The sequence below is a fragment of the Mesorhizobium sp. M7A.F.Ca.US.011.01.1.1 genome (genome assembly GCF_003998295.1).
In the GTDB taxonomy this organism is placed as follows: Bacteria; Pseudomonadota; Alphaproteobacteria; order Rhizobiales; family Rhizobiaceae; genus Mesorhizobium.
Map to the genome: position 1 here is coordinate 1 of NZ_RZRT01000097.1, position 12,245 is coordinate 12,245.

A 12,245-nucleotide genomic window follows, 5' to 3' on the forward strand; every position below is an offset into this window, starting at 1 on the left:
GTTATGATTCCCGCAACTGGCTGCGCATCCGCCAGATCGAGGCATTCACGCTTTTTCTCGAAGCCGGCAACCGCAAGGCCGCCGACGTGATCGAGATCTCGCCCGGCTGGAACCGATATTGGCGGGCGATGTGCCCCAACTACCGCTCGGTCGATTTCCCCGGCTTCGACATCTGCAGGGACCGCACAGACGAGCAATATTCGATCGTCATCGCCGACCAGGTGCTGGAACATGTGCGCCGGCCGCAGGCGGCGGTGGATAACATCCACGCCATGACGAGGCCCGGCGGTTGGGCGATGGTGGCAACGCCCTTCTTGTTCCGGGTGCACGCTAGGCCGCACGACTACAACCGATGGACGCCCGCAGGCCTCAAACAGCTGATGGTTGAGGGCGGCTTCGCGGAAGCCAACGTCAAAGTCCACGGCTGGGGCAACAAGGCCTGCGCCAAGGCCCATATCGGCGGCCCCGTTCGCGCCTACGGCCTGTGGCGCGATCTCAGCAACGACGAGGAATACCCACTGATGGTCTGGGCGTTTGCGAAGAAGGCGTGAGAGGCCGATCGCCAAGGACAAAGCTAATGGCTTTGGTTCTGGCGAAGGAGGTTGACAACGGCGGGGGTTGCGGAACGCGCGCTGGCTAGACTCTGGGACGCCCTCTACGATGCCGGCGGGCGATACCGGATGGACTTCGCCTTCCCAAGGGCTTCCATCGTCTCTTCGACGCTTAGGAGGACGGTGGTCTCGTACGAGCTGAGCGCTCCCCCCGCACCGATGGCAAGCGCGACGGATGCCATCGAAACGTTATCTGGCGCCTCCCACAGGTTCCAGCCATCGCGCCCTCCGAAGGCATACCAGAACCCATGCAGCTTTCCGCCCACTGACTCGATGTAAGACCGGGCCGCCTCGCGTCGATCCTCGGGATTTTGGATCAAGCGCGCCCATGTCTCGGGCGTATAGCTGAATCGGGAGAGATACATGGGCATGGTTCACCTCCAAAGTCGCCGCCTAACCAGCTTACGGATAGGCTCACAGGCCGACGAAATATGCGCTCAAGCTAATAGAAGCGCAACGTCCCTGCTATTCGCATGCCAGGCCCCCGCGAGTTTCAGATTTGGATGTACCGCCGAGCCTTCCAATCGAACGACACGCCGGCCGGGGTCCTCGCGCCGCTTTTTTGCGCCTTCGTGCCGGGCCTGCTGACGCTTCGCCTTCCTGATCCTCGGCAAGTCCTGCGTGTGGGTCTTGAACTCGCCGCAAGCGAAATTAGCTGGGCCGCAGTTGGTGTTAACGTCCGGTCCGTGCAAGAGCACGCTTGTGCTCGATCACCCAACGGTCGTTGCAGCGGTGGACGGGCTCACCACGCAGACAGCATGGCGCGACGTTGTGGTGGATGGCGGGCCAGGTGAAGCCATCGGTTAGGCTGAGATTTTGTGCCATAGAGGATAGGTCTAGTTGTACCCGAGCAGATGGCGAAGCCCAACTATCGGCAGATAAACGGTCCAAATCATCCCGATGGCGGCGGCAACGCCGAGGCCGATTGCGGGAGCCCAAACCTTCCAGAGCATCTGGAGCCGCGCCGCTATTTCAGTCAAACTGTCTTCCATTGATCGCTCCCCAAGTCGATTCGAAGGCGAGAATGCCAATGAACGCCAAGACTGCCGCTCTTGCAATCACCGCAAGTCTTTGCATCGCGGGTTTCGCCTATTCCAGCGGTCACGAGGCCGGTCGGGTGTCCCAATTGAAGGACACGGTGTCGGCTTACAACCGACGCATGGGGATTGACGACAAGGCCAACAGCCTCGGCCGCGTCGATCTCTGCCTGGAGCTTGGTGGCCTACTTGATGAATGCGAGCGGATAGACCGCTGATCTGCTGAACGGCTGATTTTTGAACCTGCCACCTTCATTGCCGACAAGCGGGCGCTATGGGACCGCGTTCAGGGCAAGGCCGGCGCACCGCCGCCGAAAGGTTAGCCAAAGAGCAGGCCCGAATGGCTCAAGCCGGGTTTGGTGGGCGGGTCAAGTTCCTTAAAGGCGAGGAGAAGCTACGTCACGCCTCGCTGAAGGACTTCTGGGAAGTCCAATGAGGATGCGCCTAGACGGCACCCTTTCAGATATTTATATTAGATGCCTCTAAAGTAGCGATGAGCCGCTCGGCTTCAGATTGCGCCAAGGGCCTGCTTTTTCATCCGGGGGACGCCAGTATGACAAGCGAACGTCAGCACGAATACGAACTGCTTGCGCGTCGACCTACGGACTCGCCGCAACCGGCGTCTGCTTGCGGCGATCGCCCGGCATGGGACTGTGGGCGGGCGGCTGCTTTGTAGCTAACCTTGCGCATCGTGCCTGCCGGCTGCGATTAGATCCGCCTTCGGCAGGCCTGCGTCGACATGCTCTCGATCTTCCCGACGCCGGAACATGTTGACGTGGAAGAACCAGCCGATGAAATCTTCATATTGCACAGCTGGCGAGGATTCGCACCACAGCAGGCCAAATCTCTCGAGAGCCTGTCGCATGAGTTCCGAAGCCCGTTGCCGATCGCCGAGGTAGGTCAGGTTCGCGGCATGAAATGCCAGGATGTCAGGCCAGGTTCTCGGCGCCAATGCGAAGTACTCTTCAGCGGCGTCGTAACGCCTGGCAGTGACGTGAACAATTGCTCGCACGGCGGAGAACCAATCGCCGCCGAGAGGATGCAGAATCGCAGCGATCTCGGCTGCTTCATCAGCCGCATTTTGCTCGCCGAGAAACGCCAGTGCGAGCGCACGATCGATACAGAGGCTTGCATCGTTCGGATTGAGCGAAGCTGATATGGCGAACCTCGACCGGGCGCGTTCGAACTCACCAAGATAGAGGTGACTCCATCCCAGCGCATGGTGTGCTCGCGCCTCCGCTGCATCGAGCCGGACAGCCTGTTCCGCGCTTCGAAGCGCTGCCTCCTCGATCTTGCGGATGTTTGGAGAACCCGGTGACATCTGAGAGGTGCGTATGTGGCAAAAGGCCAGGCTTGCATGCGCTCGCGCGAACATCGGATCCTTGTTTATCGCCTCTTCGAGCAACCGCTCGCAGGCAGCGTTGCCATTGAGTGTCCAGACATCGGACCCATGCATCGCGCGCAACCAGAGATCATATGCATCAAGGCTTTCACTTCGTTTTGTCTTCGCCCGGGTTTCCGTGTGTTGCTCCACTTGACCGACTATGGCGCTGACAAGCCTTCGGACCAACTCGTCGTGCACGGCAAACAAATCCCGAGCCATCCTGTCATATCGTTCTGCCCAGACGTGCCTGGCGGTCACGGTTTCGATAAGCTGGGCAGTTACCCTGACGCTTGCGCCTATCTTGCGCACGCTGCCCTCAACGACGTAGTGCGCTCCGAGCCTGCTCCCGATCTCCTTGATGTCGACCGTTGTCCCCTTGAAGCAGGCAGAGGAGTGGCGCGAGACGACGGCAAGGGGACGGTATCGCGACAATTCCGTGATTAGATCCTCGGTGATCCCGTCACTGAAATATTCCTGATCCGGATCACCACTCATGTTGCTGAACGAGAGTACGGCAATTGTGGTCTTGCGGTCGGCAGGCCGAATGGCGGTGGTCAGGCTCCCATGCAGCTCGGATCCATCGAAGTCATCGGGATCAACCTCCACAGGTCGCGGCCCGGCATATTTGTAGCCCCGGCCATGAACGGTCACTATCATGCCGGGGTCAAGCGCCTTGCGCAGCGCAGACACTTGTACCTGCAGGGTATTGTCCCCTACCACCATGTCCGGCCAGACGCTGTCGAAGAGCTCGGTCTTCCCGACCACGGATTCAGCCTTGTTCAGCAAAGTGCCGAGGATATCGAAGCAACGCGCTGGAAGCTCTATCGGTCCGTCCGGGCCGAGCAATTGCCGTTTCGCGCGTTTCAGCCGGTAATGTCCGAAGTGGATATCCATTGGAAAGGTGCCCCGTCCAAGGACAGCAGCTTAGCTGAAGCGACGGCGAAAGCGAACTTCAGTGTTGTTCAGGATTTTTCAGGTTCGCGCCAAGGACCTGTGCGTAAACCTAGGCGATGCTCGTGGCTACAGGAGGACGCCATGGTCGATATCGCCACCCACCTAGTCACCCATTCAAGACTGCTTCCCAAACTCGGTATCGGCACCGCACTGCTTGCAATGACCAAGGATCTGGGCGGAGCCTTCGAGATGGCGTACGTGACGCCTTACGAGACCATTGCTACTGCGCGTCGACCACCTCTCGCGAACCCATCTGATCTTCAGCGTCGTGATCCGAATTGGTAAAGGGCATTAGGGACGAAGGTCTGCTTTCGGGAAGTCGCAAACCTTGCGGCCGGAGGGAGGCGCAGACCCGCCGCTCGCTCGCTACGGCGCTGTTTACGGCGCGCTCGCCAGCCGGTACGCGCGGACCAATTCTGAATGACTGCCGTTCGCTTTGCGAATGAGTGCTTCCGGCTCCCTATCCTAGACTACCGCGTCGGCGATGCGCCCAAGACCACTTGCCGGAACATCAGCGCGTTCAATGGCGCCTATATAGCGGTCGATCAGGCCGGAGCGCTCTGCCAATTTGTCTTGAGTCATGTGCCGCCTGTTTCTGGCTTGTCGGTTGTCTTAGAACTTAGACCAGCCTCGACAAGTCGGCGGAAAGCCTCCGATCTGGTGGGAAGGTCGGGCTGATTTCGGCGCCAATCGTCAACGCGGGCAAGCAAGTCACCCGTGAGCCGCAGTTCGAAGCGCTCAGTTTTGTTATCAATAGCATCGGGCGTGTTTGACAATGACGATGTCCGTAATGCGCGGTATGTACGTAAATTGTGGTTTGCGCTTTGCGGCCGAACAACGTGCACGAACACGTCGCTCGGCCTGACCACAACCCAAGCTGTTTGGAGCTCGGATCATGGTTGATTCCGACAATACCACGACTTTGCCCTTCTTCATCGGCCGGCAACGCGATGAGCTCGAAAGACCGGGCCCCCAAACCACAGAACCGCTTTGAGGCTATGGAGCGAGTGGCAACGAGCTCGATATACCTCATTGCTGTTGTGTCGAATTCAGCAGCGGATGGAGGCGCGAATGATCGCCAATACCGGAATTCAGGTATTGACCGCAGGCGAGCCGATGCCATCGCAACTATCAGTGCCTACTACGGGTCTAGACTCTGAGCATCTCATAGCTTGCGAAGCCGAGGTCTTTGCGATGACCGAAGCTCTAAATTTCAAGATTCGATCCCTAAGGTCGCGGCTACGTCGCTCATCGGCGTCATCGCCCAGTTAGAAATGATCATTGTGGCAGAGCCGCGGGAGCGATCAGAAGAAGCCGAGTTTCTTCGGGCTGTAGCTGACCAGCATATTCTTGGTCTGCTGATAGTGGTCGAGCATCATCTTGTGGGTCTCGCGGCCAATGCCGGACTGCTTGTAACCGCCGAACGCGGCGTGCGCGGGATAGGCGTGGTAGCAGTTGGTCCAGACGCGGCCCGCCTGGATGGCGCGACCGAAGCGGTAGCAGCGATTTGCATCACGGCTCCAGATACCGGCGCCGAGGCCGTAGAGGGTGTCGTTGGCGATCGACAGCGCCTCTTCGTCATCCTTGAAGGTGGTGACCGAGACCACCGGTCCAAAGATTTCCTCCTGGAAAACGCGCATCTTGTTGTGACCCTTGAACACGGTCGGCTGGACGTAATAGCCGCCAGCAAGGTCACCCGGAAGTTCGGCGCGCCCGCCGCCGGTCAGCACCTGGGCGCCTTCCTGACGGCCGATGTCGAAGTAGCTCAAGATCTTTTCGAGCTGCTCCGAGGACGCCTGCGCGCCGAGCATGGTGGCCGGATCGAGCGGATCGCCCTGCACGATCGCCTGCACGCGCTTCAGCGCCGTCTCCATGAAGCGGTCGTAGATCGACTCGTGGATCAGAGCACGGCTCGGGCAGGTGCAGACTTCACCCTGGTTGAACGCGAACATGACGAAGCCCTCGACTGCCTTGTCGAAGAAGTCGTCGTCTTCCGCGAGCACATCCCGGAAGAAGATGTTGGGGGACTTGCCGCCCAGTTCGAGGGTTACCGGAATGAGGTTCTGGCCGGCATATTGCATGATCAGCCGGCCGGTGCTCGTCTCACCGGTGAAGGCAATCTTGGCGATGCGCGGCGAGGAGGCCAGCGGCTTGCCGGCTTCAAGGCCGAAGCCGTTGACGATGTTCAAGACCCCTGGCGGCAGAAGATCGCCGATCAGATCGGCCCAGAGCAGGATCGAGGCCGGCGTCTGCTCGGCCGGCTTCAGCACGACGCAGTTGCCGGCGGCAATCGCGGGCGCCAGCTTCCAGCACGCCATCAGCAGCGGGAAGTTCCAGGGAATGATCTGGCCAACCACGCCAAGAGGCTCGTGAAAGTGATAGGCAACGGTGTCGTCGTCGATCTGGGAGAGGCTGCCCTCCTGGCTGCGCAGTGCGCCGGCGAAATAGCGGAAATGATCGACGGCGAGCGGCACGTCGGCGGCGGTCGTTTCGCGGATCGGCTTGCCATTGTCCCAAGTCTCGGCGAGGGCGAGGAGGTCCAGATTGTCCTCCATGCGGTCGGCGATGCGGTTGAGGATCAGCGCACGTTCGGCAACGCTGGTGCGGCCCCAGGCGTCCTTGGCGGCATGCGCGGCATCGAGCGCGGCTTCGACATCGGCCGCGCCGGAACGAGCGACCTCGCACAACAGCTGGCCGTTCACCGGCGAATGATTGTCAAAGTACCGGCCGGCGCGAGGCTCGGCCCATTTGCCGCCGATGAAGTTGCCATAGCGCTTGGCAAAGGGGACCTTGACCGCGCGCGAAAATTCTACCTTGTTCATGTCTTCCTCCCGAAAGCGACGCCGCGGGATGCGGACGTTCCGGTCGAAAGCGTTGCAGGATGGATGCCGCAATGTCAGCCCCGTCCGGGCGCCGGACCAGACCGACCTGTCGCAAAACTGCGACAGGTCGGGACACGAACATCAATGTGGGCGGCGAATGCCGAGCCGGGCGAGCTTGCGATGCAGCGTGGCGCGAGAGATGCCGAGGTTTTGCGCGGCTGCGGAAACGTTGCCTTCTGACCGGGCAAGCGCGCGCTGGATGGCGGAACGCTCGGCTTCCGTCAAGTCTTTCGATGCTGCCGGCGCGTCGCCCAGGAAGTCTGTGGCGGGCAATGGCTTCGTCAGGCAATCCGGCGTGATGCCAAGCGCCAGCCGCGCGGCGCGGGTCGCCCCGACCACGAGATCGTCGGCATCGACCGCCACCAGCGCGCCCGTGCTCCTGTCGGCGACCGGCGCTAGCAGGATGCGCGCCTTCGGAAACGCCATGCGGAAATTGTCGGCCTCGATACGGCGGGCGGCTTCATTGACGGCCATTGCGATGAGATTGACGAAGCTCTCCGTCAGGTCGGCCCGGCAGGACGACACGTCGAGCGCGGCGACAAGGTTGCCCAAATGATCGTAGACTGGTGCCGTGGTGCAACTGAGCAGCGTGTTGCGGGTGAAGAAATGCTGATCACGGTGGATGGTGAGTGCGCGCTGCTCAACCAGGCACGTTCCGATGCCGTTGGTGCCCTCGCTGTGTTCACTCCACACCGAGCCGGTCCACAGGCCCCAGGAATGAAAGGTCTCGTCGTCGACCGGTGCGCCACGGCGATCGACCGGGACACCATCGCGATCAGCCAGCAACACGCAGCAGCCGACACCGCCGACGGCAAGATAGAGCCTGTCGAGACTGGACTGGGCGGCAGCGAGCAGAGGCTCGACCTTCTGCCGGGCGACGCTCAATTCGATATCCGTCAACCGCCGGGGTGATTTCTGGCCTGCAGGATCAAGCCTGTGCAACGAGGCCGAGCGCCGCCACGAAGCGACCAGCGCCGATTTTGCAGCGGCATCCGATGCGATCGATGCTTGAATACGGTCGGCATGCAATATGGCCATGTGCCGGTCCATGCCTTCCTCCCGAAGCCTGAACGCCGATAGACTTGCCCGCTGTTTCCTCAGTCTTCCAGCGGCAAGATGTCCTCCGCGCTGCTATCTTGCTCTTGGTGCCCCGCTGTCAATTGGTCTGAAGTGCTAGAACCATCCAGCAGTCGAAGCGCAGCTCATTCGCTCATCGCATGAAGCGCATCGTGCCTGACGATTTCGATGCTGCGCAGGCCGAGCAGGCGGATGACACCCTTGTCCTTCAGCCGGGTGAAGATCCGCGATACCGTCTCGATGGTGAGGCCGAGATAATCGCCGATGTCCATGCGCGACATCGGAAGTTCGACCTGCCGCAATCCGCCCTGCCGTTCCGCCATGTCCACCAGGAAAGCGGCGACGCGTTCGATGGCGTTCTGGCGGCCGAGAACCAGCAGGTGTTCCTGCGCCCTTGTCAGCCCCTTGAGCGCCAATGGCAGCAACCGATTAGAGAGGTCCGCGCCGGCAACGAACCGAAAGACGCGGACAGCCGTGGCGTTAATCGCTTCGGCGAAGAAATGATGGGTGGTGTCGGCTTCGAAACCGAAGGTCTCGCCGGCCAGATGGAAAGCGCTTATCTGCCGCCGGCCGTCGGCAAGCAGGCGATAGACGCGAACGGCGCCGAATTCGACCTGGTAGAAGCTTCCTGCCTTCTCGCCCTGGGCGTAGATTTCCGCGCCGGCGGGAAAGAAGCTGATCGGTTGCAGGGATGCGGCGTCGAGAGCCTCTGGCAGGCTCGACTGAGCGGACTGCGACGATACTGAGATCCTGGAGGTCGTGTAGACGTGCATGGCTGTTTTCCCGGTTGGTCCGTGGCACAGCAATCGCGCAAATCCGCGAGGCGCGAAATTCGGTTATGTCCCTACGGAAAAATACCTAGATGCCCGCCCAAGGTGGCACTGGAGCGTTGATCGCGAAGGCGCACGCCCGGTTACGCCCTGTTCGGTTTCCACTTGTCTGCGTCGATTCGGCCGTCGCCGGTCAATGGGGGGAGCACGTCATAGCCCTCTTTGCGGGCACCTGCCGGGCGGTCTTTCTCGCGAGCAAGCAACAGCCGGACATTGCGTAATTTCGGGGTAAGATCCATCAGATCTGCCATGGCGAACTCCTTTGATGGAGTGTCATAGAGCGCCGGCAGGACTTGGCCTTCGATTGGCATCAAAGAACGCATGAGGGTCTGGCTTGTCTCAGAGGCTCGGCAGCAGCATCGCGCAAGCACCGGCGGTCGCGGCGATCAGGGTTGCGCCGGCCAGCGGCAACCAGAACCTGATCGGGCCGGCAAATACTGCCAGCGACAGGCGGCCGACCGCGTTTGCTGCCAGCGCCGCGAGCACCGCCTGGCCCACTGTCTCGACAGGGACCGAATGCTTGACCAGGCGCAAAGCACTGAGCACTGAGACATCGACATCGAATGTGCCTGCGAGCGCCGAGCTCGCCAGCAAGCCGCGTCCGCCGAATTGAGCAGCCAACGCGGCGCTCGAGGTCGCGACAATCGCAAAGAGCACGGCGAAGAGCAGCACGGGCCTAGTTCGAATGGATTGCGCGCGATCGCGCCGCCCTCGCGGTCTCCGCTATCCCGGGCCATCAGCAATGCGCCGAAAACAGCGAAGGAGAGTGCTGCGGCGATTGCCGGAATGCCGACCGAAACGAACCGCTCGGCTCGATGATCAGAACCACGGCGCAGACGCGTAGCAACGAAACCACCGCCGCCAGCGAAGCTGCGCCTGCAAGCGGCGATGGATTGGTTGCCGACGCGGCATTGCGGGCCAGCGCCACGGTTACGGCGGTTGAAGAGACGATGGCGCCGACGAGCGAGCTGACGAGCAGGCCGCGCGTGGTTCCAAGAACGCGGACGGCGACATAGCCAGCGAACGATATCGACGCCATCAGCACCGTGAGGAACCAGACCTCCCACGGGTTGAAGCCACCCCACCGGTCCAGTGTCCGGTTTGGCAGCAGGGGCAGGACGATCGCGGTCATCACTGCCAGGATCAGCGCCGAACGAAGCTCGATCCAGTTCAGGCGTTTCAAGAGGCCATGCAGGATTTCGCGACGCATTCTCGTCCCGGCTCTTCTCAAGCAGCCGGCGACTGCCTTTGAGGTAGTTCGTGATGGCGGTGAGCGGCTGGTTGATCTCATGAGCAAGCGTCGAGGCCATCTCGCCGAGTGCGGTGAACCGCTGTGCAGCAGCTCCTGCTGCTGCTCCTGGATTCTTGCTTCTGCCGGTGGCGTTCGGTCAAGTCGCGGCAGAAGCCGGTAAAGAAACGTCCGGTCCCCGGATACATCTCGCCAACGGAAAGCTCCATCGGGAAAGTCGTGCCATTCTTGCGTGCCCCGGTCACGGTGCGGCCGAGCCCGATGATCCGGCGCGCTCCCGTCGTCTGGTAGCGAAGCAGATAGGCGTCATGCTCGTCGCGGTAGGGCGAGGGCATCAGCATTTTCACGTTTTGACCGATGACTTCGCCTGACTGGTAGCCGAACAGCGTTTCGGCAGCGGTGCTGAAGGATTGAATCCCACCCTGCTCGTCGATGACCACCATCGCGTCCGGCACTGTCGCCAGAATCGAACGCAAATGATCCTCGCGCAAAAGAAGAGCTGCGTTTGCGAAGGAAAGCTCGCTAACATCGGTGCCTTCGACGAAGATAGCCGTAATGCGGCCATCGTCGGCCTTGATGGGCTGATAGACGAAATCGAGAATGCGCTCTTCGGCAGGTTCGTCATCCTTGCGAAGCGCGACTTTCACCGCCCGTCCCCTGTACGGCTCACCCGTTTCATACACTTGGTCCAGTAGTTCGTAGAAGCCTTGGCCTTCGAGCTCGGGAAGGGCCTCCCGCACGGACTTTCCAATCACTTGCCTGTGGCCGATCAGCCGTTGGTAGGCAGTATTGGTCAGTTCGAAGACATGATTTGGCTCACACATGAGAGCCATGAAGCTCGGGCTTGTTCGAACATTTGCGACAAGACCGATTTAAGCGTTGTCGAGCCGACCGACAAAATAAGCGCTTCGTCTTGGCTCACCTGGGATTCCTAGTTTCGATACTCCTGCAACAAGGCTAACTATCACTTCTCTCCGTACAGGCAAAACGGATCGAGGCCGACGTTTTTCGCACAGATGCTGTTGGCGGGTTCTTTGACGCGCATCAAGGCGTTGAGCGCCGATGGATGCATTTCATCATCGTATTCCACCGGTCCAGCGAAAGGCATCCATCATGTCCTACAAGTCAATCATCGTGAATCTCGCCGTGGATGCACCTCCGGCGGCCCTGGTGAAATTGGGGATCGGGCTTGCGGAACGGTTTGGCGCCCGTCTCATCGGTCTGGCGGCTGCAGATGTCCCACCATTGGTCGCGACTGGCGACGGTATGGTCTACGAAGGCGAGATCATGCAGATCCAGCGCACGGAAATCGAAAAGCGGCTTGCCGAACTGCGAGCCGAATTCGAGAGGCTGGTTCCTGCTTCGATCTTTAGCGAGTGGGGGCAAGCTGTTTGCAGTCCAACCCGCTTCCTGAGCATTTCGGCTCGATCCGCCGATCTTATTGTCACCGGCAGCGAGAAGGGGGAAAATGTCTTTCGTGCAGTGGACGTCGGCAGCCTGGTACTTGGTATTGGCCGGCCAGTCCTGGTTGCCGCGAGCAATGTCGAGCATGTCATGGCAAAGACCGTTCTTGTTGCCTGGAAGGACACCAGGGAAGCGCGGCGGGCGATAGCAGATGCGTTGCCCCTTCTGGCCAAGGCCAACGAAGTCGTCGTTGCCACAATCGATACGGACCACGACGAGAGCATCCGCGACAGCCTTGCCGATGTCGCGGTTTTTCTCGAACATCACGGCATCATGGCACGAACCGAACTGATCGCCGGCGACGCTGACGGCGACCGGTTGCTGACATTTGCGCGCTCGATCCATGCGGACCTGATCGTCTCGGGTGCCTATGGGCACAGCCGTCTGCGGGAATGGGCGTTCGGCGGAGTGACGCGCTCGCTGATTGAGGAAAGCGGCATCAACCGCTTCATGTCGTATTGATGGGTCGACGTCCCAGCAGCCGAGTGCGCGGCGGTGGGTCAGGAACTTCAATCTACCCCCTTCGCCGCCTTGGCATGGCAACGGCTCCGTCTGTTTATCGAGATCATGTCGTCGGCTGTCTGCATGGCTATGAGTCTCAAAAGGCAGGAGTGTCCAAGATGAGCTTTCTCGATTACCTGATTTCAGTCGACGCCAGGGCAGCTTTGGATGGCACGCATGATGCGGACGCTGGGTGTCGACAGGCAGTTGAAAGTGGTGCCGGACCATGCATCAGTAACCGATCGGGCGGTCAACC

General features: G+C 60.6%; 12 protein-coding genes and 3 pseudogenes. 4 read left to right on the forward strand and 11 right to left on the reverse strand.

The genetic code is table 11. The features are described from left to right. Positions 1-551, forward strand: a 551-nt coding sequence (locus EOA13_RS35275; RefSeq protein WP_127297800.1) for a methyltransferase domain-containing protein, incomplete at its 5' end; no start/stop codon positions are given. Between the two features lie 104 nt (positions 552-655). Here the strand turns inward: EOA13_RS35275 and EOA13_RS35280 are convergent. Both EOA13_RS35280 and EOA13_RS38170 read right to left on the reverse strand, forming a co-directional pair. Next, positions 656-982, reverse strand: a complete 327-nt coding sequence (locus EOA13_RS35280; protein WP_127297801.1) for a GYD domain-containing protein — start codon at positions 980-982, stop codon at positions 656-658. Between the two features lie 465 nt (positions 983-1,447). Further along, the gene (locus EOA13_RS38170) at positions 1,448-1,603 is read right to left on the reverse strand and encodes a hypothetical protein (protein ID WP_164780543.1); all 156 of its coding nucleotides are present in this window, start codon (positions 1,601-1,603) and stop codon (positions 1,448-1,450) included. 32 nt (positions 1,604-1,635) lie between these two features. Between EOA13_RS38170 and EOA13_RS35285 the strand changes: the two genes are divergently transcribed. Next, complete coding sequence (locus EOA13_RS35285; protein ID WP_206535352.1) at positions 1,636-1,866, forward strand: hypothetical protein; 231 nt, start codon at positions 1,636-1,638, stop codon at positions 1,864-1,866. A gap of 458 nt (positions 1,867-2,324) precedes the next feature. Here the strand turns inward: EOA13_RS35285 and EOA13_RS35295 are convergent, their stop codons facing one another. Further along, positions 2,325-3,926 carry a winged helix-turn-helix domain-containing protein gene (locus tag EOA13_RS35295; RefSeq protein WP_127297803.1) on the reverse strand — a complete coding sequence of 534 codons (1,602 nt, stop codon included), beginning with the start codon at positions 3,924-3,926 and terminating at the stop codon, positions 2,325-2,327. A gap of 141 nt (positions 3,927-4,067) precedes the next feature. Between EOA13_RS35295 and EOA13_RS35300 the strand changes: the two genes are divergently transcribed. Then, on the forward strand, positions 4,068-4,271 hold the full coding sequence (locus tag EOA13_RS35300; protein WP_127297804.1) for a hypothetical protein: 204 nt from the start codon (positions 4,068-4,070) through the stop codon (positions 4,269-4,271). Positions 4,272-4,451: 180 nt separating this feature from the next. On the opposite strand, the pseudogene EOA13_RS35305 reads toward EOA13_RS35300, so the two are convergent. The 8 genes and pseudogenes from EOA13_RS35305 to EOA13_RS38185 form a co-directional block, all read right to left on the reverse strand. Continuing rightward, positions 4,452-4,580: pseudogene (locus tag EOA13_RS35305) on the reverse strand (transcriptional regulator); the annotation flags it as partial. A 710-nt stretch (positions 4,581-5,290) separates the two neighbouring features. Beyond that, positions 5,291-6,808 carry an aldehyde dehydrogenase gene (adh, locus tag EOA13_RS35310; protein WP_127297806.1) on the reverse strand — a complete coding sequence of 506 codons (1,518 nt, stop codon included), beginning with the start codon at positions 6,806-6,808 and terminating at the stop codon, positions 5,291-5,293. 141 nt (positions 6,809-6,949) lie between these two features. Continuing rightward, the gene (locus EOA13_RS35315) at positions 6,950-7,918 is read right to left on the reverse strand and encodes a helix-turn-helix domain-containing protein (protein ID WP_127297807.1); all 969 of its coding nucleotides are present in this window, start codon (positions 7,916-7,918) and stop codon (positions 6,950-6,952) included. A gap of 152 nt (positions 7,919-8,070) precedes the next feature. Next, positions 8,071-8,718 carry a helix-turn-helix domain-containing protein gene (locus EOA13_RS35320; protein WP_127297808.1) on the reverse strand — a complete coding sequence of 216 codons (648 nt, stop codon included), beginning with the start codon at positions 8,716-8,718 and terminating at the stop codon, positions 8,071-8,073. Between the two features lie 140 nt (positions 8,719-8,858). Beyond that, positions 8,859-9,026 carry a hypothetical protein gene (locus tag EOA13_RS38175; RefSeq protein ID WP_164780541.1) on the reverse strand — a complete coding sequence of 56 codons (168 nt, stop codon included), beginning with the start codon at positions 9,024-9,026 and terminating at the stop codon, positions 8,859-8,861. A gap of 88 nt (positions 9,027-9,114) precedes the next feature. Beyond that, a pseudogene (locus EOA13_RS39155) lies at positions 9,115-9,979 on the reverse strand (MgtC/SapB family protein); the annotation flags it as partial. A 1-nt stretch (position 9,980) separates the two neighbouring features. Then, positions 9,981-10,946 (reverse strand): annotated as a pseudogene (locus tag EOA13_RS39160) (PAS domain S-box protein); the annotation flags it as partial. A 42-nt stretch (positions 10,947-10,988) separates the two neighbouring features. Further along, on the reverse strand, positions 10,989-11,132 hold the full coding sequence (locus EOA13_RS38185; protein ID WP_164780545.1) for a hypothetical protein: 144 nt from the start codon (positions 11,130-11,132) through the stop codon (positions 10,989-10,991). 5 nt (positions 11,133-11,137) lie between these two features. Here EOA13_RS38185 and EOA13_RS35335 point away from each other — a divergent pair, with 5 nt between their 5' ends. Next, positions 11,138-11,950, forward strand: a complete 813-nt coding sequence (locus EOA13_RS35335; RefSeq protein ID WP_164780547.1) for a universal stress protein — start codon at positions 11,138-11,140, stop codon at positions 11,948-11,950. Positions 11,951-12,245 lie beyond the last annotated feature (295 nt).

Coding starts and splice junctions, on each gene's coding strand:
- EOA13_RS38185 (WP_164780545.1), bottom strand. CDS start 11,132: ATGCCTTTCGCTGGACCGGTGGAATACGATGATGAAATGCATCCATCG.
- EOA13_RS35285 (WP_206535352.1), top strand. CDS start 1,636: ATGCCAATGAACGCCAAGACTGCCGCTCTTGCAATCACCGCAAGTCTT.
- adh (WP_127297806.1), bottom strand. CDS start 6,808: ATGAACAAGGTAGAATTTTCGCGCGCGGTCAAGGTCCCCTTTGCCAAG.
- EOA13_RS35280 (WP_127297801.1), bottom strand. CDS start 982: ATGCCCATGTATCTCTCCCGATTCAGCTATACGCCCGAGACATGGGCG.
- EOA13_RS35335 (WP_164780547.1), top strand. CDS start 11,138: ATGTCCTACAAGTCAATCATCGTGAATCTCGCCGTGGATGCACCTCCG.
- EOA13_RS35315 (WP_127297807.1), bottom strand. CDS start 7,918: ATGGACCGGCACATGGCCATATTGCATGCCGACCGTATTCAAGCATCG.
- EOA13_RS35320 (WP_127297808.1), bottom strand. CDS start 8,718: ATGCACGTCTACACGACCTCCAGGATCTCAGTATCGTCGCAGTCCGCT.
- EOA13_RS38170 (WP_164780543.1), bottom strand. CDS start 1,603: ATGGAAGACAGTTTGACTGAAATAGCGGCGCGGCTCCAGATGCTCTGG.
- EOA13_RS35295 (WP_127297803.1), bottom strand. CDS start 3,926: ATGGATATCCACTTCGGACATTACCGGCTGAAACGCGCGAAACGGCAA.
- EOA13_RS35300 (WP_127297804.1), top strand. CDS start 4,068: ATGGTCGATATCGCCACCCACCTAGTCACCCATTCAAGACTGCTTCCC.
- EOA13_RS38175 (WP_164780541.1), bottom strand. CDS start 9,026: ATGGCAGATCTGATGGATCTTACCCCGAAATTACGCAATGTCCGGCTG.